The organism is Leifsonia aquatica (assembly GCF_014190775.1).
Lineage (GTDB): Bacteria > Actinomycetota > Actinomycetes > Actinomycetales > Microbacteriaceae > Leifsonia > Leifsonia aquatica.
Window position 1 is genome coordinate 350,039 of sequence record NZ_JACHVP010000001.1, and the last position, 23,529, is coordinate 373,567.

Below are 23,529 nucleotides of genomic sequence, written 5' to 3' on the forward strand. Positions count from 1 at the left end.
ACGATTTGTGCCGAATGTCGCCTTTGGCGCGCCCAAAGTCGACATTCGTCACAAATGTGCGGGGGAGGGGCGCGGCGGTGAGGCGTGCCGCCGCTGACTAAGGTGGATGCGTGAACGAACCCGCCTCCCGGCTCACCGGTCCCGTCCGCGTCGTCGGCGCCGGGCTGCTCGGCGCCTCCGTCGGACTCGGGCTGCGCGCCCGGGGAGTCGACGTGCTGCTCGCCGACGCCTCGCCCGCCCACCTGCGGCTGGCCGCGGACTATGGGGCCGGGCGCGCGGACGACGGGGGAGCGGAACCGTCGCTGATCGTCGTCGCGGTGCCGCCGGACCTGGTCTCGCGCGTCGTCGCGGACGAGCTCGCCGCGCATCCCGCGGCGGTCGTCACCGACGTCGCCAGCGTGAAGGTCGCGCCGCTCTCCGAGCTGCAGGAGTCGGGCGCCGACCTGTCCCGCTACGTCGGCTCGCACCCGCTGGCCGGACGCGAGCGCGGCGGCCCCAGCGCCGCCCGCGCCGACCTCTTCATCGGCCGCCCCTGGGTGGTCGCGGCGCGACCGGAGAACCCGCGCGAGGCCGTCAGCCTGGTGGAGGCGCTCATCCTGGACCTCGGCGCGACGCCGGTCGAGATGGGCGCGGCCGACCACGACGCGGCCGTCGCCCTCGTCTCGCACGCGCCGCAGATCGTGTCGAGCCTGATGGCCAAGCGCCTCGCCGGCTCCACCGACGCCGCCCTCGGCCTCGCGGGTCAGGGCGTGCGCGACGTGACCCGCATCGCCGCGAGCGAGCCCGAGCTGTGGGTGCAGATCCTCGGCGCGAACGCACCCGCGATCGTCGAGATCCTGCACGCCTACCGCGATGACCTCGACCGCGTGCTCGTGGCCCTCGGCGACGTGGATGCGGCCGGCTCCCGGCGCGCGATCGCCGAGGAGATCGCGGGCGGCAACGTCGGCGTCTCGCGCCTGCCGGGCAAGCACGGCCAGGACAAGCGCTACAGCTCGGTGGTCGTGATGGTGGAGGATCGCCCTGGCGAGCTCGCGCGCCTCCTGAACGAACTGGGCGACCTCGACGTGAACCTGGAGGACCTGCGGCTCGAGCACTCGCCGGGCGCCGCCTTCGGCCTCGCCGAGATCGCCGTGCTGCCCGAGGTGCTGACCCGCACCGTGAACGACCTGACCGACCGCGGCTGGAGGATCGCCGGATGACAGAGCTCGCACAGACCCCGATCGTGGTGGCGGTCGACGGACCCGCCGGCAGCGGCAAGTCGTCCGTCTCGAAGGCCACCGCCCGCCGGCTCGGCTGGGCGTACCTCGACACCGGCGCCGCGTACCGCGCGCTCAGCTGGTACGTCGTGCAGCGCCGGCTCGACCCGACCGATTCCGCGGCCGTGATCGACGCGCTGCCCGACTTCGACTACCGGATCGGCACCGATCCCTCCGGCGAGGACCCGGCGAACACCGGCGTCTTCGTCGGCGACCACGACGTGACCGACGCGATCCGCGAGCCCGACGTCACCGCCGTCGTGAGCGCGATCGCGCGGGTGCCGGAGGTGCGCGCCTTCCTCACGCAGCTCTTCCGCGACATCGTGCGGCGCTCCGGCAAACCGGGCGTCGTGGTCGAGGGCCGGGACATCACGACCGTGGTGTTTCCGGATGCTCCCGTGCGCATCCTGCTCACCGCCGACGAATCCGTTAGAATTGCCAGACGTTCTGCTGAGCTGATCGGCCATTCCGCCGCCCATGTCGGCGAGGCGCTGCTCCGGAGGGACGCGGCCGACTCCCGGGTCGTCGACTTCATGAACGCCGCGGACGGTGTGACCACCGTCGACTCCACCGACCTCGACTTCGACCAGACCGTGGATGCGGTCATCCAGGTCGTACAGAAAGAGACCCATGTCTGACATCGACAACGAGCCCGTCGGGGCCGACGACCTCGCCGAGCGGCTGGCGGAGATGGACGACGTCCTCGCCGTCCAGCGCGCCGCCGCCCTGCGCAGCGGCCTCAACGACTACGAGCTCGACGAGAGCGACCTCGACATCCTCGAGACCGTCAGCGAGGACCCGAACGCGATCACCTTCCTCCCCGCCCTGCCGGTGCTCGCCATCGTCGGCCGCCCCAACGTGGGCAAGTCGGCGCTCGTCAACCGCATCCTGGGCCGCCGCGAGGCCGTCGTGGAGGACACCCCCGGTGTGACCCGCGACCGCGTGTCGTACCAGGCGGAGTGGAACGGCCGCCGCTTCACCCTCGTCGACACCGGCGGCTGGGAGCCCGACGCCCGCGGCATCGACGCGTCCGTGGCCGCGCAGGCCGAGGTCGCGATCGATCTCGCCGACGCGGTGCTGTTCGTCGTCGACGCGACGGTCGGGGCGACCGCGACCGACGAGCACGTCGTGCGCATGCTGCGCAAGACCGACAAGCCGGTCTTCCTCGCCGCCAACAAGGTGGACGACGCCCGCCAGGAGCCCTTCGCGACCGAGCTGTGGTCGCTGGGCCTCGGCGAGCCGCGCCCCGTCTCGGCCCTGCACGGCCGCGGCGTCGCCGACCTGCTCGACGACATCCTGAAGGCGCTGCCCGAGGTCTCGGCCGTCGCCAAGCAGGAGGTCGGCGGCCCCCGTCGCGTCGCGATCGTCGGCCGGCCGAACGTCGGCAAGTCCTCCCTCCTGAACAAGGCGGCGGGCGAGGAGCGCGTGGTCGTCAACGAGCTCGCCGGCACCACCCGCGACCCGGTCGACGAGCAGGTCGAGCTGGGCGGCAAGGTGTGGCGCTTCGTCGACACCGCCGGCATCCGCCGCCGCGTGCACCTGCAGCAGGGCGCCGACTTCTACGCGTCGCTGCGCACCTCCACCGCGCTGGAGAAGGCGGAGGTCGCCGTCGTCGTGCTCGACGTCAGCCAGCCCATCAGCGAGCAGGACGTGCGCATCATCGACCTCGTGCTCGAGTCGGGTCGCGCCCTCGTGCTGGCCTTCAACAAGTGGGACCTGCTGGACGACGAGCGCCGCCGCTACCTGGAGCGCGAGATCGAGCAGGATCTCGCCCACGTCTCCTGGGCGCCGCGCGTCAACATCTCGGCCCGCACCGGCCGCCATCTCGAGAAGCTCGTCCCGGCACTGGAGCTCGCACTCGAGTCGTGGGACACCCGCATCCCGACCGGCAAGTTCAACGCCTTCCTGGCCGAGCTCACCGCGGCGCACCCGCACCCGGTGCGCGGTGGCAAGCAGCCGCGCATCCTGTTCGGCACGCAGGCGACCAGCCGGCCGCCGACATTCGTCGTGTTCACGACCGGGTTCCTGGACCCGGGCTACCGGCGCTACATCATCCGCCGGCTGCGGGAGGTCTACGGCTTCGATGGCACGCCGATCGTGCTCAACATGCGCGTGCGCGAGAAGCGCCAGCGCTAGCCAGCGCGCGCCGGTCGCGAGCTTCGGGCGCCGAAGTTCACGTTGTTGCGGTCATTTCCCCGGATTTGACCGCAAGGTCGTGAACCTCGGCGCCCTTTTGCGTCAAGCGGACACGCGCGAGCGATTCTGAGAGAAAGGGTGACGAGTCACCCCCAGATCGGGGGCGACCATGTTGGGGGTATTTGTCCCCCATCGTGTCCTCACTAATGTGGACATCCGAGAGCTACCCGACCGTGCCACCCGAAGGCGCGGACTCTCATTATCAAGGACGCATACCCGATCATGAGTTCTACAAGTTCATACACCCCTGCCCGAAAGCGCCAGCTCGGCTCCGAGAAGCGCACTACCCCGCTGCCGACGGTCCACCCGAAGCCGTCGGACCGCAAGGTCACCTGGAGTCGCGTCGCCATCGTGCTGACGATCGTCTTCTGGGCGATCTACGTGGTGACCACGATCATCCGCCAGTTCCTCGTGCTGGGCACGCAGGACTTCCGCTTCACGATGGAGGCGATCGGCTACACGGTCGTCGTCACCTTCCTCACCTTCTCGGCGCTGATGTACCTGGTCGCCCGCCAGGGTGCGCTGCAGCGGTTCCAGAAGCACGTGCGCGTTCCCCGCGCCGAGCTCGACCGCCACTTCTCCGAGAACCAGCCGACCATCACCGTCCTGGTGCCCTCCTACGCGGAGGAGCCGGAGGTCGTGCGGATGACGCTGCTCTCGGCCGCGCTGCAGGAGTTCCCGTCCAAGCGGGTCGTGCTGCTCCTCGACGACAACCCGAACCCGACCGACCCGGCCGTGATCGAGCGCCTCCAGGCCACCCGCGACTTGGCCGCCAGCATCAGCGACCAGCTGTCGGAGCCGCGCTTCCGCTTCACCGACGCGCTGCTGCGCTTCGAGCTCGGCGACGGGCGTGCGTTCGCCTCCGCCGACGACGCCCGCGAGCTCGCCTCCCACTACACCTGGGCCGCCGAGTGGCTGTACGCCCAGGCCGACGCCCACGCCATCGACGATCACGTCGACGTCTTCTTCGCCGACCAGGTGCTCCGCGCCCTCGGCGACGACCTCGCCCTGACGGGGGAGGCCGTGCGCGCCGCGATCGACGACGGCGCCACCCTCTCCACCGAGCGCGTCGCCCAGCTCTACCGCCGCCTCACCTGGACCTTCGACGCCGAGCTCGCCGTCTTCGAGCGCAAGCAGTGGGCCTCCCTCTCGCACGAGGCCAACAAGGCGATGAACCTCAACGCGTACATCGGCCTGATGGGCGGTGTGTACCGCGTCGAGGAGACGCCGGACGGCCCCATCCTGACCCCGGTCCCGGCCGGCCAGCGCCGACCCGGCGACATCGAGATCCCGGACAGCGACTTCCTGCTCACCCTGGATGCCGACTCCATCCTGCTGCGCGAGTACTGCCTGCGCCTGACCTACTTCCTGCAGCAGCCGGACAACGCCCGCGTCGCCGTCACGCAGACCCCGTACTCGTCGTTCCGCGGCGCCGGCACCCGCATCGAGCGCCTCGCCGGTGCGACCACCGACATCCAGCACATCCTGCACCAGGGCAAGTCGTACTACGGCGCCACGTTCTGGGTCGGCGCGAACGCGGTCATCCGCAAGCGCGCGCTGGAAGACATCGTCGAGACCGAGTTCGTCGGCGGGTTCGAGGTGCGCCGGTACATCCAGGACCGCACCGTCATCGAGGACACCGAGTCGAGCATCGACCTCGGCACCCACGGCTGGACCCTGGCGAACTACCCGGAGCGCCTGAGCTACTCCGCCACCCCGCCGGACTTCGGCTCCCTGATCGTGCAGCGTCGCCGCTGGGCGAACGGCGGTCTGCTCATCCTCCCGAAGCTGTGGCGTCAGGTGAAGGAGCGCCGCCGTCGCGGGGAGAACGTCTCCCGCATCGAGCTGCTGCTGCGCGTGAACTACATGGCCTCCATCTGCTGGGCGAGCTTCGGCCTCGTCTTCCTGCTGGCCTACCCGTACGACGGCCGCCTCCTCAGCCCGATGGTGCTGCTGGCCGCCCTGCCATACTTCATCAGCCAGGCCTCGGACCTGCGCTACTCCGGCTACAAGGCCACCGACATCTTCCGGATCTACGGCTTCAACCTGATCCTGCTGCCGGTGAACCTGGCCGGTGTGCTCAAGTCGATCCAGCAGTCGCTGACCGGCAAGAAGATCCCGTTCGCCCGCACACCGAAGGTCAAGAACCGCACCGCGTCGCCGCTGCTCTACGTCGTCGCGCCGCTGGCGATGGTCGCCTTCTCGCTGTTCACCCTGTGGCGCGACTGGAACGCGCAGAACTGGGGCAACGCCGCGTTCGCCGCCTTCAACGCGACGCTCGCGATCTGGGCGATCATCTCCTACATCGGCATCGGCGCCACCATCGTCGACATCTGGCTCGGCCTGACCAAGCCGCTGTACGTCGAGAAGGGCAAGAAGCGCTCCGCTGAGGCTCCCGCACCCGCGACCGAGTCGATCGACTGGCGTTCCGTGCTGTACCACGGGCACTCCGGCGGGGAGGTGCCCCACCTGGAGCGCGCCGCCGCCGCGGGTTCCACGGGTGCTGCCGGTGCCGCCGTGTCCGGCGACTCCGTGATCGACGACGCCGAGAAGCAGGCCGCCTGATGGCTCGCGACAGCAAGGCCGCCGAGGCGGCCCAGATCGAGCGCGCCCAGGCGCCGGAGTCCACCTCCGGCCGCCGGCTCGGGTTCTGGCGGGTCGTCGGCGCGACGCTCGTCGCCGCCATCGTCATCACCGGCGGTGTCGTCGGATTCCAGTGGTGGAGCGCCCGCGCCGCCGTGGATTCGAAGCCCTGGTTCGCCTCCTACGTCGACGTGACCGCCACCCCGCGGTTCGCGTTCGAGAACATGGGCGCCACCTCCTCCAAGGACGCCGTGCTCTCGTTCGTCGTCTCGTCGAAAGAGCAGGCGTGCACCCCCTCGTGGGGCGCCGCCTACACCCTCGACCAGGCCCGTTCCTCCCTCGACCTGGACCGCCGCATCGCGCGCCTGCAGCAGCAGGGCGGGACCGTCGCCGTCTCGTTCGGCGGTCTGAACAACGACGAGCTCGCCGTGAACTGCACCGATGAGACCGAGCTGAAGGATGCGTACGCCTCCGTCGTCGACCGGTACAAGATCGGCACCATCGATCTCGACCTCGAGGGCAACGGCCTGACCGACACCGCGGCCGCCGAGCGTCGCGCCACCGCCATCGCCGCCCTGCAGAAGGAGCGTCGCGCTGCCGGCAAGAGCCTCGCCGTGTGGCTGACCCTCCCCGTCGCGCCCAGCGGCATGACCTCCGATGGCACCAACGCTATCGCCGCCATGCTCAAGGCCAAGGTCGACATCGCCGGCGTCAACGTCATGACCATGGACTTCGGGCAGTCGAAGGATGCCAAGAAGTCCATGGCGCAGAACGCGCAGGCCGCCGTCACCGCCGCTCAGCGTCAGCTCGGCGTGCTCTACGACCGGGCCGGCCTGCACCAGAGCGACCCCAGCCTGTGGGCGAAGATCGGCGCCACTCCCATGATCGGCCAGAACGACGTGGAGGATGAGGTCTTCGGCCTCAAGGACGCCACCGCTTTCAACAAGTGGGCCGTCTCGGAGGGCATCGGCCGCATGTCCATGTGGTCCGCCAACCGCGACAAGACCTGTGGGTCCAACTACGTCGACACCTCTGTCGTCTCGGATGCCTGCTCCGGCGTCAGCCAGGGCAAGCAGACCTTCGCCGGCATCCTCTCGAAGGGGTTCGACGGGCACATCTCGCTCGGCGAGTCGTCCGTCACCACCGCGGAGCCCACCAGCACCGCCGTCGCCGACGATCCCGCCACCTCCCCGTACGCCATCTGGACCCAGACCAACTCGTACCTCAAGGGCACGAAGGTCGTGTGGCACCGCAACGTGTACGTCGCCAAGTGGTGGACCAAGGGCGACGTGCCCGACAACCCCGTCCTGAACGCGTGGGAGACCCCGTGGGAGCTCGTCGGCCCCGTGCTGGCCGGTGAGACGCCCATCCCGCAGCCCACCGTGCCCGCCGGCACCTACCCCGAGTGGACCGGCACCGCGCAGTTCGACAAGGGTCAGCGCGTGCTCTTCGACGGCGTGCCCTTCGAGGCCAAGTGGTGGACCCAGGGCGACAGCCCCGAGGCCGCCAGCTCGGACCCCGACTCGTCTCCCTGGACCCCGCTCACCCAGGACGAGATCGACCAGATCCTCGGCGGTTCCACCGCCGGATGAGACTCGGCGGCGGGATGCAGACCCCCTGCTCGCATCCCGTCGTCGACCCAACTGGACACATCCGCTGCGGGGCGGAGGTTCCAGGCGGCGATACGCGCCGGCTTCGTCGGGAAGCCCCTGAGCGCGCGTTCGTCGTCGTGTCGGCGGGGCCGTCAAGGCACCTTCGGGTTGGTGCACGACGCACCCCCGCCGACACGCTAAGATAGTGGAGTTGCCTCGCTTGGTGCCCAGCGCCTGGGTGGGGCAGCAACGGGCTGTGGCGCAGCTTGGTAGCGCACTTGACTGGGGGTCAAGGGGTCGCAGGTTCAAATCCTGTCAGCCCGACCAAAGGGCCGTTTACGTAACTTATTACGGAACCGGCCACAAAAGAATCGCCCCGGACGAAAGTCCGGGGCGATTCTTGTTTTGTGCGGCGAGAGCGCCAACATGATCGACGTGTCTGTCGAAAGTGCGGTAGCAGCGGGCACGACCTCTGGATCGTTGCCGATTTTGGGCGCGCTGGCGCCTTCGGTGAGCTGGGTTCTTGCTCTCTCTCGAGCGGTGTCGCGAGTAGCGGAACACTACTCCCGTAGGGGTGGTCCGCCCGTTCCGTCACCGTCATCGGGGCGCGCTTTCGCCGAGGTGAGGGGCCTCACGCCCGGCGGGTAGGTGCCGGTGTATGGGTTGTAGTGCTCACGGTCGCGTCGTCGCACCTCGGGGTCCTTCGATTCACCTTTGGCCGCTTCGTGCGCTGCATCGGAGATGAAGCTGACGATTTTGCGCATGTTGAACGCTGCGACGACGAGCGTCATCATGATCTGTGCTGCGGCGAACCCATGGACGGGCCTGCGGGTGGAGTCATGCAGGTTGTGTCCGCCGCCGCTCTTGATCTGCGAGTTCAGAGACTCGATCGCGTTCCGAGCGTGCGTGTGAAAGTCCTCCCACTCCTGAGTGCCGTAAGGGAATGCCTGTGCCTCGCGACGGAGGTCCGCGGGGTCGAACGAGGCGCTGTGCTTCGAGCAGATCGTGTCACGGAGAGTGGCCGGAATGAGGTCCTCGGCGTCGATCGATGGACGGCTCTTCTTGGATGCCTTCTCGGCGAGTTCTCTCAGTGGGCAGGTGACAGTGGGAGCGTTCCCCAATGCGGGACAGGCCAGCATGACCTTGCCATTCGGCTTTGTCTCTCTCTTGTGCAGTTCATATGCCGCGAGTTCCACCTTCCGGTCCCGGAAGGTCGCCTTGTCGATCTCGCCATCGTGGTACTGCTGCGTCGCGTACAGGTGCGTGGAGGGAGTGCTGGGGCAGTATGCCCGGCCTTCGAGGTATCGTGCACCGTGGGCACCGCCGGAAGGCTTCAGGCGATCCGCTCGGTAGTCCGTCGATGGCGTGAAGCCGAGCATGAAGGCCGGCTCGTGAAGTCTCTTTGCCAGGCTGTTTGCCCAGTACTGCTTATCAGCGTCTGCCACGCCGGGGGTGAGCCCCAATCGCAGACTGTACGACATGAGCGATACCGCTTCTTCGGCGACCTCCATGTTGGGAAGGCTCATCGTCGCGGCGACGATGATCCCGGGAAATGGTCGATGCTTCGGGCTGGCGGAGTCGACGCGGACAGCGAAGTTGCTTTCCCATCCCCAGGCGAACGTTGCGTCTCCAGGACGCTTCGGTGGAGTGAGGTCCGTTTGCTTCTTCTGGTAGTCGGTCCGTTTCCCACTTCGCACGTGGTACCCGGCGAAGACGTCGACAATTCCTGGCGGAAGCTCACGAGGATCACTGACCTGCTCTGCTCGGTGACCTTGGCTTGAGGTTTCCGCGAGTGTAGCCCTTGCGGTTCGGCGAGTTCATGTACGTCCGGTCGAACGAGATGTCGAGCTTGGACGAGCTTAAAGGAGGAAGCCAGCGTCTGCCGCTACCACGATCCAGTCTCGCAACTGACGCGGCGGCTCCGCCGGCTTCCTGGTCGCGAAGTGAGTGGCGTAGCTCGCTTGCTGAGCCGCTAGCCGTTTCGATGTTGGCGGAGACGCCAGCTCCATGATGCGATCCACCGGCAGCCACGCTGGCTCTCCAAACATCAGTGGGAACGACAGCGGGAAGGTCAGGCCGCCTTGGATCGACTGGACGAGTACGGCGCCATGCGTGATTGCGTTCCGCGCCAACCGGGCACCGTTGACGCACCCTCCCAGAGGGTCGGCATCTCGCGCATCCACGTAGGGGGTGCCGTGCGTTTTGTAGAGCAGCTCGTCGAGCGTGATTCCCCAAAAGAGCGACTCCCCGATGGCAATCTGGTCTGATCTCATGCTCTCGCCCGTGATTCGCTCGAGAGCCGACTCGAGGCCCTGGAATACGGTGGACGCCGGCGCTGAGTAGTCGACGATGCTCACCCTGTATTCTACCAATTGGGTCATATGGGGGAGGTTTAACAGCCAGTTCGGCGTGCGCTAGCTCGAGAGCAGATCGTCGATATTCAGCCCCTCGAAGTCGTCATCGAATACGCTGCCAGAGGTTTCCACAGGTGTCGGACGCAACGACTCGGAGTTCGCTTGTTTTGGGAGATTCGCCAATGCGAACTGTGATGGAAATAACGGGTTTTGAGCGCGGGCTAGAGCGTTTCGAAGTAACCAGTCCCATGAGTGGACCGCAATACGCGCATCCTCCTCTGACTGGGCTCGAGCGGCCTGTCTTTGCGAAGAGGGACTATCGCGGCCGATAATGACCAAACCGGGCGCACGATTGGTAAGTCCGTGCAGATGATGTTCGGTCTGTGCATAGGCGACGTTGTGCGTCAGCCACTCACGCCAATCCTGAATCTGCGCTACGGCATGGTTGCTGGGCCCGGACAACCGACCGCTCTGGTTGACTATCTTGTGGCGAGCTGCCTCGATTTCGACGGTGACCCAGTGCGGGCCGAGGCTGTTGAATCCGAGGACCAAGAAATCTGGCACGTGTTCGGCGCCTAAGCGAGGTTGCGGAATGACGTATGTCTTCCAATTGCCGATCACCACCGAGGCAAGAAGCGCGGGATAACGCTCGAGCAGATCTTGGAAAGGTTGCTCGAGGCGTTCTCCTGATTCCAGGAGTTCTTCAAGGGCTCGAATGGCTTCAGGGGCCGGCGTGTAGCCATCGAGTGCGTACTCGGTGAGCGGCAGGAAGTTCCCGAAGCTTGCCCCCGCGTAGTTCGCGGCGTTACGAAGGGACGCGTCGACCTCCTGCACAGCGCGGGCATATTCCGAGCTCCCCACCCGCGCGACCGAGACGAGATGATTCGGCCACGCTCGGGCCGTGGGCCGACCCTTGAAATTGATGTGGCCATCGGAGCTCAGACTCGAGATAACACGCCTCTCGGTCGCGCCCGAATGCCCAGCCACCACGTCGCCAGGCTCTGGCATCAGAGCGCGCAAGCCACGGGAGGTCATCACCATATAGCGGGCGCTGAACCAGGCGCTCACTTCATCGCGCGAGCCCGTAATCAGGTGCGCGCTAAGCGTGAGGCCGAGTTCAGTTTCGAGGTCTCCAAGCGCGTCGGGAAGTTCTGCGTCCCCACCTAATCCTTGGAAGAGAACTGGTGCCAAGTAGTCCCGAATGACCACGGCGGCAACCGGCGCAGGAATAGTGCGACTTAGAGGAATGCCAAGGGCGTCAGCAGTCGCGATCTGAGCGGCAGTTGGCCCAGCAGCCATTGAGTCCAGATTGTCCGCAATCTGCTCCCACCGCGGCTGGGGCGACGGGGTCGAGGGCATACACGGGAGCTTAGTGCGGAACCCCGAGGTAGCGATCGACGAAAGTTCTCCGGGATACGACCTCATCCAATTCGGGTGCCTGGCACGAGCCGGCCGAGTGGTTCGCAGGGGAGTCTGACGATCGGTGGGCGTCGGCGGCAACCTCAGACGCTCGAAAAAATAGCTCCCGGACGGGAAAGCTGGTCCCGGTACCGCGTGCGGGCGCTAATGTCGGTGCCTCTATCTACACTTGGGCCCAGGGCCGATACCCGCTCACCAAGACGGACCGTCCCGACCGCCGAGTACACCCGAGGGCAAGAGGTACGCGTGTCAGAGATTACCCATCAGCACGTCGCGACGTTCGCCGCCGATCGCGTTAATCTTCCCCGCCAGGACGCGGCGAAGCATCGAACCCAGGTTAATGGACTCCGCGATCGCCTGTCTTCGAAGATCGCTGCCGACCCCGGTTATGGCTTGGTGAAGAGTCTGCACGCTGGCAGCGTTGCGAAGGGGACGGCCCTAAAGAACGTGAATGACCTTGATCTAGCCGTGTACGTCAAGGCGGGCGAGGCACCATCCAGTGACTCCCAATTGGTGCCGTGGCTGGCAGATCGGCTGTACGAGGCCACTACAAACATGGACCGCGACCAATTCGAAGAGCAAACTCACTGCGTCACAGTTCACTACCGTGGCTCGGGCCTGGACGTAGATGTTGTTCCGGTGCTGTATGAGGGGGAGGCAAACGACATTGGGTATCTCATCAAGAAGTACACCGGAGACCGACTGAAAACCAGCACCCGTCTACACCTGGACTTTATCGGGGGCCGACGCAAAACATACGGCCTCGAATTTCTAGAACTGATTCGCTTGACGAAGTGGTGGAAGCGCCAGATCATCACGCGGGCGGATCCCGATTTCAAGTTCAAATCATTCATGATCGAATTGATATGGGCCCATCTCGCAGACTCAGGTGTGCCCCTGTCCGATTATCCCAGGGCGCTGGAAGCCTTCTTCGAATGGATCGTGAAAACGGGCCTCGACAAACGAATCGCGTTCACGGACTACACCCCCGCTTCTGACTTCCCGAAACGTGGATCAGCTCCAATCGACATCCTTGATCCCGTGAACACCGAGAACAACGTCGCCATCAGGTATGACTCCGTAGGTCGAGACAAGATCGTCGATGCCGCCGCGTCAGCGTATGACGCCCTCACTGACGCTCGCTTCGCGACAACCAAGGGCCGCGCTGTCGATGGTTGGCAAGAGATACTCGGCCCCACCTTCAAGGGATAAACGCGAATGACCGGTTCCTACTCCGTCAGCCAGACGTTCACTCTGACGCACGCTAAACACTTGGCATCGAAGGTCGTCAGCGACCTATACCAATGCCGCAACTTTTACGGCGAACCTTCCGAAACGATGGTCACGAAATATCAGGATGAGCTCATCGTGATGCTCGCAGGCGGCTTTACGAAGGAATATGAATTCGGGTTCAAGAAGAACGACCAGCGCGTTGTGTCCTGGCAGTATCGGGTTAACGCAAGCGGCGACCTCGTGGGAGGAGCGGATGACCGTAGCGGCGGAATCTACGCTCGAGCCGACATCAGCGGCGCGGTCTATTTCAACTTCATGTCGTACAGTCCTGCATGGTTCAACTTGACACCGGAAGAGCAGAACACCGCGAAGTCTCGGCACCCGATAAGCCGCAGTACCGGCCATCTGCCCAGCGACGGTAGCGGCTACTGGCACACTGACCGGACATATGGCAGTGCGGGCGTCGCCATCGACCGAAAGACTTTCCGCCCGGTATGACCTCCAACAATGAACTCTTCGGCAATGTCATGGAGTACCCTGACAGCGCTGCTCGAAAGCGTTTCGACGCGCTTGTCGGTATCGACCACATCAAACGGCGTCTGGTGAATGAGGCCAGCGTCCTAATAGACCCTCAAGTGCTTGAGCATTGGAGCGTGAGACATCATGGCTCAAGTCTCGACGCGGTGCGAGCCGTCGAGGAACGCACGCCTCTGATAGTTCTCGCCGGAGACGTTGGCACAGGCAAGACAGAACTTGCGGAGTCCGTGGGGGACCCGATCGCCCGGTCGCTCCATCTTCCGATGCTTACCCTTTACCCCCTCAGTCTGAGTGCCCGCGGGCGAGGACTCGTCGGAGAGATGAGCACTCTAATTACACAAGCGTTCGAGCACGTCCGCTCGTCGCTCGGGCAAGCGCGCGACGTAAAAGGGAACATTCGTAACGCCGCCATCCTCCTTATCGACGAGGCCGACGCAATCGCTCAGTCTCGTGAACTCGCGCAGATGCACCACGAAGATCGTGCCGGCGTCAATGCGCTCATTCGCGCTATTGACAGCCTCCGCCGCGACAAGCTCCCTGTCCTCACCGTATTGTGCAGTAATCGCTCGGACGCGCTTGATCCTGCAATTGCGCGGCGTGCAGCTCACGTCTTTACCTTCGCTCGTCCAACGACCGCGCAGCGGGTTCACGTTCTCACGAGCGCGCTGACGGGCACTGGGATCAGCGCCGGCGCGATTGAGGAAGCTGCACGGCTGCTGGGAACAGACAACGGACGCGCGTGGGGAGCCACCTATTCCGATTTGAGGCAGAGATTCGTGCCGGACCTGGTGCTCAGCGCGTACGGCGACGACACTGCCATCACGGAGTCCGGCCTTACCGAGGCCGCCAAGTCATTCGTTCCGACCCGTCCCTTCGGAGGAACCGATGGCTGATCCTCGCGGCCCGGTCTTCATCTCTTACCGAAGGAAGCGTCTGCGAGAGACCGATGCGCTTATCCATGCGCTCCACGATCGAGGCGTGCCTACATGGCGTGACGTGGACGATCTATCGAGCGAGCCGACCGAAGGAACCATCCGCGCGGTCCTCAATGATGAGAAGACGTCGGGCGCCGTCCTTTGGCTGACGCCCGACGTGGGGGATAGCGCCATCATCAAGGATGTCGAGGTGCCGGAAGCTGTTCGTCGCTACCGACGGGACAACGGCTTCTGGCTCATCGTCATCCTCGCCGATGGCCTCGACTACAGCGATGCTGCTGACCTGTTCGCAGATTCTCTTGGCGTAGAAGATCTCGCCACTTGGAACCTAATCAAAGTCGCAACACCGTGGGCCCTAGAGACCGACATCTGTCAAGTTGCGGTCACCGTACTCAGGAACAGGATTGCTGAGGTTTCAGCCGGCTCCTCGGGGTCGAGCATCCCGTTTTCAGTACACGCCAAAGGAACTCTGTCGCGGACCGCCGCAGACGTGCTTACCCTTGACTGGACGAGGTACTTTCGCGCTGGCGCTCCGCAGCGGGCGGCCTGGAATGCAATGTCCGTCGCCGCACACGATGTGGCCGCCGCCCTGAAACAACTCACACCGGCAACAACCGCGGTTCAGCTCAGCGGAACCCCATCTGTGCCGTCCGCAATGCTGCTCGGATCTACTTACTCCACGAGAGACGGACGGAGTCCTGCTTGGCTGCAGCGCCAGCCAACCGGCGATACCTCGAAACCGTGGAGGATGAGCGAGTCTCCCGACGCCTCAGTCGCAGAAGAACGCGGCTGGAAAGTAGCGTCGCCTGTGTATCGAACGACGACGGCGGGCGCTCTCGCTGTATGTGTCAACATAAGCGACAACGTGGCTGAGGCGTTCGCGCGCAGCCGTCTTGAGACCCCGGACTGGCGGGCGGTGCTGGAGATCAGTTCGCCAGCCGGGCGGAATACGAGGGCGGACCCGCTTACGCCTAACGAGGTGGCATCACTGGTTCACCTGACCATCGATGCAATACGTTACACGCGCTCACAAGTGCTCGGTCTCGATTCGATCCACTTCTTTATTGCCGGTCCGGCAGGCTACGCGTTCTTGCTTGGAACATACGTCGCCACGCTGCCGCAGATCACGACTTACGAGTACGACACGACCTCGAGACTCTACGTTTCGGCTGTGACCTTGACCACCTGACGCGAATCGAGGGCGCAAATCCAGCCGACTGGCAAAGGGTCCGTGATGGTTGAGCGAAAGAACAGTCGACTGTCGCGCCGTCCGTGTCAGCATGGTGGTCGATCCGGCAAGTTTACTTGTTCGGCATAACGATGTGGTTGTCTATCGGTGTGCTATCCGACGACGGAGCAGGTAAAGCGATTATCGAAAGAGTGGTTGATCTCCACTCACTGACAGTGCCTTGGGCGCAGCAGCTTTGGAGGACGAACGCACTCCAGGCGCTGCGCCACTGCGCAGCGCTCGCTGAAAGTGGAGCCCGAGACAGACCCAAGTCTTGGTCGCTCAAATATGCCCGCGATGCAATAGCCAGTGACCCGAATGTGCCGCCGGCGGAACGCGGTTTTCTGCTACGCACTTTGTCCATCAACGCAGAGAAGCTCGTCCCTGGCTCGACGTCGCTTCTTCAGCTGGAGCTCGCCGAAGGACACTTGAGCGAGAACTATTGGGACTGGATGATCGGGTTCTTCAACTCTAAGGACGACACGCAACCAGTTGCTTCCTCGGGTATAGATATAGATCAGGCCGCATGGAGAATCGGGTCATTGCTGAGATCGGCAGGACTTTCAGACCGATGGGTCGTTAACTACTTCAGCTATCACTTGAATCACAACGCCAAACGCGTGAGCGTGGCAGACGTACTCGTAGAAGCGAGGGAGGTAGCTCGCGGAGAGCCGGGCTGGGTGTTCCTTGTTCCACTTGAAAGCGCACGCGGCTATAACATTCCCTCGACACCACCATTTCTTCCTCGTCGGGATTTTGAGGATCGGTTCAAGACTGAGTTCCCCACGGAGCCAATGCCGTCGAATCGTGGAGGGCTTGAGCTTCGACCAGACACGATCGATAAGTATGCTGCGATTGAATGGGCGGAGCGTGAGGTCAGGGCGCTTCTAAATCGTCACAATGCCGCGGGAAACCGTCGTATTCTCCGTCCAGTCAACCGTGCATGGGTGCTTCCAGGAGCTTGGCAAACGGAGCTTTCATTCGCTCCTCAATCGCGTGTCCGGTTGCCGAGCTTAGATGCTTTTGGAGGGGGGCAACTATTCCATCCGGCGTCGGACGAAGTGGAAGCAGCCACAGACTTACTTATCGCGGCCGACATGACCTCAGAACGCGCAGCGTGTGTCGCGACGTGGTCCGTCCTTGAAACGTTGTTCGCAGACGAATCCGACTTTGGAGATCTCGCGTCGATCGCTGACCGTGCCGCGGACATTCTTGTTTGCCTCTATGTACGTGACGCATACGAGAGGCTCGCAGTCGGACACTCGCGGGGAGGGAACGACGCCCTCGCCGATGAATTGAGGAGCTCGGCTCGGCCACGACGGGCTGAGCTAATCGCCGAGTCGCTTGGGACGCGTGGACTTGCGGTGAACTCGACTCTGGGTGCAGCGGCGATACAGACCGCGCTGCAACTCAAGCAAGGTGCTGTTGCTATTCTCCATCAGCAGCTAGCGACTGCACTGCGGCGGCTATACGACGTTCGAAATCAGATTGTGCACGCCGGAGTTGTCGCGCCGTACGGGCTTCAGAGCGTCTACTACGACTCAGTGGTTCTAGTTTCCGGGCTTCTGAGCGAAGTCCACGCTCAGTACCAATCGAGCGGTACTTCGGCTCGCCGACTAGCTGCATCTGCATCATGGCACCTTGGACGTGTGCGCGACGGCATCTCTCCGGTTTGGTCGCTCTCATCCCTCTGAGAGCAGCGCTCCGCGACTTAGCCATACCTACCGTGGATCGGTGGAGGGAAAACCTACCGTGGATCGGTGGAGGGAAAACGCCACGCCCGCGGAGGAAAGCTAGAGCCACGTGCGGTCCTGAACCCGGGCCGTGGGAGGTTTCGTAAACAGCCCACGTCACGACAAAAAGAGAAGGGTCCTGGTTCGCTCTGCGAACTGGGACCCTTCTCTTTTTGTCGTGACTCGCTGCGGACTTCCCGGGCCCCGCCGCGAGGGGCCCCGGGCGACGCCAAACGCGAAGCGTGCAGGCGGCGTTTGGGGGAGCGGTGGGGTGCAGCCTGGTGACCGGCGTGGAGGTCGCAATCGCGAAGTCCTGACTTGCCGGAGATGGGTCCGGAGTCGCTATACCTGAATCGCAATGGACTTGGCAGTCGAGGCGTGCATGGGGTGCGCATGTCGTAGCCAACTCGAGTATGCACATTCGGGCATGCTGGTATGAACCAGACCAACTTACCCAGCAGGAACGCCGTGAGAGCGGTCCTTCAACAAGGGGACCGTGAATGTCATTGCAAAACGCGCCCGCGTCACCGAACGACCCTCAAGCGAAGCCATCCGCTCCGATGCGGGTGTCTCGTATCAAAGTGCGTAACTTCCGTCTACTTCGGAAGATAGACATCGACCTCGATGTACAGACAACCGTGCTAGTCGGTCGGAATAACAGCGGCAAGACCACCCTTGCCGAGGCGTTCACTCGCTTTCTGCAGTCCTCGACGTTGAGTTTCACTGCCGCGGACTTCTCGGCCGAAAGTTACCAAGATTTCCGCGATGCTTGGATCGCTTTCGACGAGGGGAGGAAGGAAGATGCGAGGGCACTGCTCCCCGAGGTGTCCCTCACCGTAGAGATCTCGTACTCTGAAGAGCTTTCTGATTACGGGCCCTTGGCTGCCGCCATCGTTGATCTTGACCCGGATTGCACCGATGCCACAATTCGCTTTGCGTATTCACTGGAGGGCGGTCGTCTCGACGACTTTTTCGAGGGGGTGGAGAGAGACCCGCAGACCGGAGAAGCCCCCGATGTTGAGGCCGTACTATCGGTGGTCCGTGAGCGATTGCCGAGGCTTTTCGAGCGGTCGATCATCGCAATTGATCCGAACGATGAGTCCAATACGCGAGAGGTAACGCTTGCCGCTGCGCGCAGCCTCCTCACCGTACATTTTCTAAGGGCGCAACGCGGACTCGACGATGAGAAGGACCATCCCAAAGATCTCATCGGCAAAGTCTTCCAGAACCTATTCGATGCCGCTTCCAACGCAGAAGACGGAAGCCCGCAAAAGTCGACGGCAGTCGCCCTCACTGAAGCAATATCAGACGTCGAGTTGCAGCTGGGAGACCAGGTCAGCAAGATGATGGTCGACATCATCCCCGCTCTGAAGAGCTTTGGATACCCCGGCCTTCATGATCCAGGTATCGAAGCAGCAACGACCTTGGACGTGGAGCGATTGCTCGCGGATCACACCAGCATCCGATATCAAGGTGTGGCCGGAGTATCGCTCCCTGAGTCTTATAGCGGTTTAGGGTCGCGCAACTTGATTCTGATGTTGCTCACGCTACTGAGCCACTACCGCGATTACGCATCGCGAGGCAACATGCCTGGCCTCCACCTCGTGTTCATCGAGGAACCAGAAGCGCATCTTCACCCGCAGATGCAGGAAGTTTTTATCGAGCAGCTCTCCTCGATCGCGGGCCTGTTCCCGACTCTCGACGCGCGTATTTACCCTTGGTGGCCCCAGTTCGCGGTATCGACCCACTCCTCTCACGTCGCCAACCGGGCGGACTTCTCAAGCATTCGCTACTTCCGGGTCGAAGATGCCGAGGATGGTTCGCAGCGCCGTCGCGCGGTTGTGCTGGACTTGAGTGAGGCTGAGGGGCTAGATACAGATTTCCTACACCAATACCTGACCCTTACTCGTTCCGATCTGTTCTTCGCTGATAAGGCGATTCTGGTCGAGGGAACCAGCGAGAGGCTCATCGTGCCTGCTGCTATCCGAAACTCGCAGCACAAGCTCAGCAGTCAATACGTCGCGCTGATGGAGGTTGGAGGCGCATACGCACACATCTTCTTCCCGCTGCTCGATTTCCTCAGACTTCCGGCTCTCGTAATCACCGACATCGATTCTGTAGGTCCCGTAGAAGGAAAAGAACGATACGCGGCGACAAGTGTGCACGAAGGCGTGTCAACTAGCAATGCAACCATCAAGGCCTGGTTTCCAGGCCGCGAGGCCCAAGAACTTGCCGCCTTGCTCGCAGCCGCGGAAACGGGCGCGATTATCAAGGGCAACCGGTACCTCGCGTTTCAAGTCCCGGAGCTTGGCGCAGAAGCATGCGGACGCACATTTGAAGACGCGTTCGTGCTAGCAAACCCATCCGCCGAGGGTCTCACGCTCACCGGAGACGCCAACAGCGACGAGATGCTTGCCATTGAAGCCGTGCAGGACGCGAAAAAAAGTGATTTCGCTCTCCGCTTTGCGGTCAAGGAAACCGGCTGGCAAACGCCACGTTACATCCAGCGTGGCCTTGATTGGCTGCTACAGCACGGTAGGGAGAACGCTTTCGGGAGCGATGGCTCAAACGAAAATGGGGTGGTGGTTCGATGAGCGCGGCAGGCGGTGCCGTCGCCTACACGGCTGAGCAAGCGAGCGAGGAAGCGCTATCAGCCGTGTTTGCGGCGCTCGAAGGTCGCAAGAACTTCAAGCTCGAGGCGGGTGCCGGGGCAGGCAAGACCTATTCGCTAATCCAAGCCCTCAGGCACATCCTGGGCAATCGAGCAATCTACCTGCCCCGCAGTGATCAACGCGTAGCCTGCCTTACATACACCAAAGTTGCGCGCGACGAAATCAAAGCCCGAACCGATGAGCATCCTTCGATCTTCGCCGACACCCTTCATGGCTTTCTTTGGGAAATGATTCGTCCATACCAGAAGGCCCTTGCCGCCTCCCTGAGCGCGTCCGAAAGTTGGAACGACCTCCTCTCCGAGCACCCAGAAATTGACGGACTGGCCATTCACTATGACCTGGGCATTCGCGGTGTTCACGAAAACCGGATCACATTGCACCACAACGACATCCCAGAATTAGCGATTCGGCTTTTGGAAAACAGGAAGTTCCGCGCGCTCATCACTGATCGGTTCCCCATCATTTTCATCGACGAGTACCAGGACACACCCGAAGGGCTGGGCGAAGCAGTCTTATCGGGCCACGGTTCGGACCTCAGGAGTCCGGTCGTGGGGTTCTTTGGTGACCATTGGCAACAGATCTATGACCGAACCTGCGGTGCGATCGATCATCCCACTCTTACGGCGATCCCGAAGAATGCCAACTTTAGATCGGACACGTCGGTGGTCGACTTCCTCAACCATCTGCGGCCAGAGTTGCGCCAGGCGCCTCGGGACGATGCTGGCGAAGGCAGCGTCACGATATATCATTCCAATTCCTGGCCGGGGACTCGCCAGGGCGGTCAGTGGAAAGGTCAGATCTCTCATGAAGCCACGCAGGCGAGTCTAGCCTGGCTTCAGAATGCGTCCCCGAGCAGTGCCTGGATCCAGGATTCAGGTGATCTGAAAATACTGATGCTGACTCACGCGACGATCGCGAACCAGCTGGGCTATTCAAGCCTTGCGGGAGTATTCAGCAACAACGACTCATTCGCCAAGAAGGGGGATCCTGTAGTCGAGTATCTTGTCGACACCATCGATCCCGCCATTGAAGCGTTCGCCCTCCACCGTTACGGAGAGCTCTTCAATATATTCGGGGGTAAGAAACCAACGCTGCATGGGCCGAAAGACAAACTTCGATGGACGGAGTTTTTCGACTCCCTCTCGAGTACATGCGCTACAGGCACGGTCGGGGATGTGCTGGACCTGGTAGTTGCGCAGAAGCTCTTTTCCGTACCCCCGCGAGTCTCGAAGATCGAAGGCGATTTGAAGGAGGCATCATCTGTTCCCGGAAGCGGGGATGAGCCTAGAGAACCGCGAAGAATTGCAGAGCACCGAGCCTTTCGCGGGGTCTCGTACAGCGAGGTACGAGCCCTCCGCTCCTACCTGGCCGACAACACAGTCTTCTCGACGAAGCACTCCGTGAAAGGTGCAGAGTTCGACGACGTCATCGTCCTCATTGGCCGTGGGTGGGCAAGCTACGACTTCGCGAGGATGATTTCCGGATACGCCCGTGAGAGCGAACGCGAGCCCAAGGAGCTGCGTAGTTTCGAGCGCTCCCGGAATCTCTTCTACGTTGCCGCCTCGCGAGCAAAACACAATCTTGCGCTGCTTTTTGTTCAGGAGTTGGACGACGACGCCCTCGCTGTACTAACGGGCTGGGTCGGCCCCGAGAACGTCGTATCCATCGAGTTCGCCGATGAGAAGAACCCAAAAACAGAAGTCTCTGCTACTCCCACGTTCTCCTAGCGCCTTGGGTTCCGTCCTGCTTGCCATGGTGCCCACACGCATCGCCGGCAGATCCAACGCTCGTAGGTGCCCTGAGACCCTCCGCCCCACACTCGCACCACGTGCTCGATCTGCTCTCGGTCATGACGCAGCCCTGCGCACCCTTCAGCGCAACCGCGCCCACCACGAGCGTGACGAATTCCGGGCCGCTCACCACTACCTAGCCGAATCGTGGAAGACAGCTGCAATCTTGCGGTGCGGCTATCGCCGCGGCGAGTGCATCGCGGCGGTCGCAGAACAGTTCCCGTCCGGCGCGCGCCTCCACGAGCAGGGGGTGCGAGTACTTCGTACTAGTACAGTATGGCGCCGCGAGTGAGCCCGGGTGATAGCCTCCACGAGGGCGGCGCTCCGTTCGTCTTGTTTGCGCCGCCAGGCAACCAGCCAGGTCTGCTGACTCTCAATCGGATGTCGGGGAAACGATCCGGTGGGCGTCCGCGTCCATCCCTGACATCTCCTCCTCCTCCAGCACCACCCGAAGCCGCCGCGCCGGGTCGAACGTCTCCGGGATGCCTTCGAGCGCCGCAAGCCCCGCCGCCGCCCCATCGAGCCGCGCCGTCACCGCGGCGAGCGACACCCGCGCGCCGAGCGTGGGGGAGACCTCCACCAGCGCCGCTGTCAGCGCCCTGATCGCCACCCAGTCGGTCTCCGCGCCGAAGAAGCGGGCGACGTGCGCCGACTGGATCGCGGCTTCGAGCTGGAAGCGGCGGCCGGCCGTCGGCGCCGCGGATGCCAGCTCGTGCGCCCGCCGCAAGTACGCCTCGCCCTCGGCGATCAGGGCCGCATCCCAGCGGGCCGGATCCTGCGCGTCAAGCGGGACGAACGCGCCGTCGACCTCGCGGGCCGGCGCACGCGAGGACGAGAGCGCGATCAGGGCCGCGAGTCCGAAGGCTTCGGGTTCGGTGCCGAGCAGCGCGGCAAGTGTGACCGCCAGGTAGAGCGCCTCGCCGGTGAGCGACGAGTCGGACGTGCTGTCCCAGTCGATCGCGAAGGCGCCGTAGATCGCCTCGAGCACGACGGGCAGCCGGTCGGCCATCTGGTCGCGCGACGGGACCGTGAACGGAATCCCCGCATCCCGGATGCGTCGCTTCGCGCGCACGAGCCGCTGGGCCATTGCGGGCGCGGGGACGGCGAAGGCGCGGGCGATCTGCGCCGCCTCCAGTCCGAGCACGGTCTGCAGCATGAGCGGTGTGCGGATGCTCACGTCGATCGCCGGATGCGCGCACACGAACAACAGCTCGAGGCGCTTGTCCGGGAGGGCGTCGAGGTCGGGGAACGCTGCGTCGATGTCGATCACGCCATCCCCTTCTTCCAGTGGTGCGGACGTGCGGTGGGCAGCCGACTTGAACACGTCGCGTTGGCGGTTGCGGGCGACGGTCAGGATCCAGCCTTCGGGATTGTCCGGCACTCCCCGGCTGGGCCAGGTGGTGAGCGCCTGCTCGAAGGCGTCCGCCAGGGCGTCCTCGGCGAGCGCGAGGTCGCGGGTCGGGGCCGCGAGGATCGCGACCAGCCGACCGTAGGATGCGCGAGCTGTGCGTTCGGCGACCGCCCGCGCATCCGCAGCTGTCACGAGGCGGGGACCCACGCGCCGTCGACGACGTACGTCGCGGTCGGGCGCACCTCAATGGGACCCCACGCGGCGGACGGGGCCTGCTTCGCCCACTCGAGGGCGGCATCCAGGTCGGGCACGTCGATGACGACGGTGCCGCCGAGCTGTTCCTTCGTGTCGGCGAACGGGCCGTCCTGGATCTGCGGGCCCGCCTCGGTCGTGCGCAGCGTCGTCGTCGCGGACGACGGCTGCAGCACCTCGGCCGAGCGGAGCACGCCCGCGGCGTGCAGGTCTTTCGCGTACGTGTCGAAAGCGGCCATGCCCTCCGCGAGGGCGGCCTCGTCGAGTTCGCCGCTGGCGGCCAGCTCGGGGTAGTGCATCAGGATCGTGTAACGCATGGTGAGAGTGTCCTTCCGGATCGTTCGATGATGACACTTGGATGACGATCGGGCCAGGCGCGGATCGACACTCCGCCGTGC

General features: G+C 63.8%; 16 protein-coding genes and 1 tRNA gene. 12 read left to right on the top strand and 5 right to left on the bottom strand.

Annotated features, from left to right (window positions below):
• Window positions 1-110: 110 nt before the first annotated feature.
• The 6 genes from FHX33_RS01605 (at window position 111) to FHX33_RS01630 (ending at window position 7,954) form a co-directional block, all read left to right on the top strand.
• Complete coding sequence (locus FHX33_RS01605) at window positions 111-1,199, top strand: prephenate dehydrogenase (protein WP_183428083.1); 1,089 nt, start codon at window positions 111-113, stop codon at window positions 1,197-1,199.
• Window positions 1,196-1,894, top strand: coding sequence for a (d)CMP kinase (cmk, locus tag FHX33_RS01610; RefSeq protein WP_021763003.1), 699 nt, complete (start codon window positions 1,196-1,198; stop codon window positions 1,892-1,894). The genes FHX33_RS01605 and cmk overlap by 4 nt, the downstream gene beginning before the upstream one ends.
• Window positions 1,887-3,392 carry a ribosome biogenesis GTPase Der gene (der, locus tag FHX33_RS01615; RefSeq protein ID WP_021763004.1) on the top strand — a complete coding sequence of 502 codons (1,506 nt, stop codon included), beginning with the start codon at window positions 1,887-1,889 and terminating at the stop codon, window positions 3,390-3,392. Before cmk ends, der begins: the two co-directional genes overlap by 8 nt.
• A 282-nt stretch (window positions 3,393-3,674) precedes the next feature.
• Entirely contained in the window at window positions 3,675-6,017 is a 2,343-nt protein-coding gene (locus tag FHX33_RS01620) for a glycosyltransferase family 2 protein (protein WP_021763005.1), read from the top strand.
• A complete protein-coding gene (locus tag FHX33_RS01625) occupies window positions 6,017-7,627 on the top strand; it encodes a chitinase (RefSeq protein WP_183428084.1) in 1,611 nt (536 codons plus the stop codon). The genes FHX33_RS01620 and FHX33_RS01625 overlap by 1 nt, the downstream gene beginning before the upstream one ends.
• Window positions 7,628-7,877: 250 nt before the next feature.
• Window positions 7,878-7,954: transfer RNA gene (locus FHX33_RS01630), tRNA-Pro, on the top strand.
• A 233-nt stretch (window positions 7,955-8,187) separates the two neighbouring features.
• On the opposite strand, the gene FHX33_RS01635 is transcribed toward FHX33_RS01630, so the two are convergent.
• The 3 genes from FHX33_RS01635 to FHX33_RS01645 all read right to left on the bottom strand — a co-directional run bounded on the left by FHX33_RS01635 (window position 8,188) and on the right by FHX33_RS01645 (window position 11,340).
• Window positions 8,188-9,138, bottom strand: coding sequence for a hypothetical protein (locus tag FHX33_RS01635; RefSeq protein ID WP_039922217.1), 951 nt, complete (start codon window positions 9,136-9,138; stop codon window positions 8,188-8,190).
• A gap of 348 nt (window positions 9,139-9,486) precedes the next feature.
• Window positions 9,487-9,984, bottom strand: a complete 498-nt coding sequence (locus tag FHX33_RS01640; protein ID WP_155829020.1) for a hypothetical protein — start codon at window positions 9,982-9,984, stop codon at window positions 9,487-9,489.
• Window positions 9,985-10,041: 57 nt separating this feature from the next.
• Complete coding sequence (locus FHX33_RS01645; protein ID WP_169730331.1) at window positions 10,042-11,340, bottom strand: Shedu anti-phage system protein SduA domain-containing protein; 1,299 nt, start codon at window positions 11,338-11,340, stop codon at window positions 10,042-10,044.
• Between the two features lie 306 nt (window positions 11,341-11,646).
• Between FHX33_RS01645 and FHX33_RS01650 the strand changes: the two genes are divergently transcribed.
• The 6 genes from FHX33_RS01650 to FHX33_RS01675 all read left to right on the top strand — a co-directional run bounded on the left by FHX33_RS01650 (window position 11,647) and on the right by FHX33_RS01675 (window position 21,465).
• A complete protein-coding gene (locus FHX33_RS01650; protein ID WP_039922220.1) occupies window positions 11,647-12,612 on the top strand; it encodes a CBASS oligonucleotide cyclase in 966 nt (321 codons plus the stop codon).
• Window positions 12,613-12,618: 6 nt separating this feature from the next.
• Window positions 12,619-13,131: an HORMA-1 domain-containing protein gene (locus FHX33_RS01655; RefSeq protein WP_021763012.1), complete on the top strand. Its 513-nt coding sequence runs from the start codon at window positions 12,619-12,621 to the stop codon at window positions 13,129-13,131.
• Window positions 13,128-14,063, top strand: coding sequence for an ATP-binding protein (locus FHX33_RS01660; RefSeq protein WP_039922222.1), 936 nt, complete (start codon window positions 13,128-13,130; stop codon window positions 14,061-14,063). The genes FHX33_RS01655 and FHX33_RS01660 overlap by 4 nt, the downstream gene beginning before the upstream one ends.
• Window positions 14,064-14,148: 85 nt before the next feature.
• Window positions 14,149-15,294: an SAVED domain-containing protein gene (locus tag FHX33_RS01665; RefSeq protein WP_221209313.1), complete on the top strand. Its 1,146-nt coding sequence runs from the start codon at window positions 14,149-14,151 to the stop codon at window positions 15,292-15,294.
• 2,272 nt (window positions 15,295-17,566) lie between these two features.
• A complete protein-coding gene (locus tag FHX33_RS01670; protein ID WP_081703960.1) occupies window positions 17,567-19,660 on the top strand; it encodes an AAA family ATPase in 2,094 nt (697 codons plus the stop codon).
• Window positions 19,657-21,465, top strand: coding sequence for a UvrD-helicase domain-containing protein (locus FHX33_RS01675; RefSeq protein WP_183428085.1), 1,809 nt, complete (start codon window positions 19,657-19,659; stop codon window positions 21,463-21,465). The genes FHX33_RS01670 and FHX33_RS01675 overlap by 4 nt, the downstream gene beginning before the upstream one ends.
• A 436-nt stretch (window positions 21,466-21,901) precedes the next feature.
• Here the strand turns inward: FHX33_RS01675 and FHX33_RS01680 are convergent, their stop codons facing one another.
• Both FHX33_RS01680 and FHX33_RS01685 read right to left on the bottom strand, forming a co-directional pair.
• Complete coding sequence (locus FHX33_RS01680) at window positions 21,902-23,071, bottom strand: RNA polymerase sigma factor (protein ID WP_211235397.1); 1,170 nt, start codon at window positions 23,069-23,071, stop codon at window positions 21,902-21,904.
• Window positions 23,068-23,448 (bottom strand): YciI family protein, encoded by a 381-nt coding sequence (locus FHX33_RS01685; protein ID WP_021763020.1) that lies wholly within the window; start codon window positions 23,446-23,448, stop codon window positions 23,068-23,070. Before FHX33_RS01685 ends, FHX33_RS01680 begins: the two co-directional genes overlap by 4 nt.
• Between the last annotated feature and the right edge of the window lie 81 nt (window positions 23,449-23,529).